Origin of the sequence: Halolamina salina, assembly GCF_042678005.1 — an archaeon.
Classification (GTDB): Archaea; Halobacteriota; Halobacteria; order Halobacteriales; family Haloferacaceae; genus Halolamina; species Halolamina salina.
Genome location: NZ_JBHUDH010000169.1, coordinates 1 through 653, shown reverse-complemented (window position 1 = coordinate 653; position 653 = coordinate 1). Strand labels below are relative to the sequence as shown.

The following is a 653-nucleotide window of genomic DNA, read 5'->3' as shown; positions in this document are numbered from 1 at the left end:
CGACGACGCTGAAGATGCTCGCCGGGCTGGTCGAACCGACCGCCGGCGAGGCCACCGTCGCGGGCTACGACGTGGACGACCCCGAGATGCGCCGGGCGCTCGGCTTTCTCCCCGAGGAGTCGCCGCTGTACGAGAACATGACCGCCCGGTCGTACCTCTCCTTCTTCGCGGACCTCTACGACGTGCCCGGCGACGTCGCGGAACACCGCATCGAGTCCACGCTCGACCGCCTCGACCTCGAACACCGCGATCGCCGGCTCGGCGACGTGTCGAAGGGGATGAAGCGGAAAGTCGCGATCGCGCGCTCGCTGGTGAACGACCCCGACGTGCTGGTGTACGACGAACCCGCCTCCGGGCTCGACCCGCTGACGACCCACGAGGTGCTCCAGTTCGTCCGGGAGTTGGCCGACGACGGGAAGACCGTGGTGTTCAGCGCGCACAACCTCTACCACGTCGCCGACCTCTGCGACCGCGTGATCGTGATGAACGAGGGGTCGATCATCGCCCGCGGGGGCGTCGAGGAGATCCGGGAGGCCCACGGGCGGACCACCTACCGCGTGTACGCCACGGTCGCACTCCCCGAAAGCGAGCCCGCGGGTGACCGCCACCTCGCCGAGGTCGATCGGCGAGATGAAGTCGACGTGATCCATCGA

The 653-nt window shown here is 68.8% G+C and carries 1 protein-coding gene; it reads left to right on the top strand.

Translation table 11 applies throughout. The features are described 5' to 3' along the window. Window positions 1-653: ABC transporter ATP-binding protein (locus ACFR9S_RS13320; RefSeq protein ID WP_379818865.1), on the top strand; the 653-nt coding region annotated here is incomplete at both ends.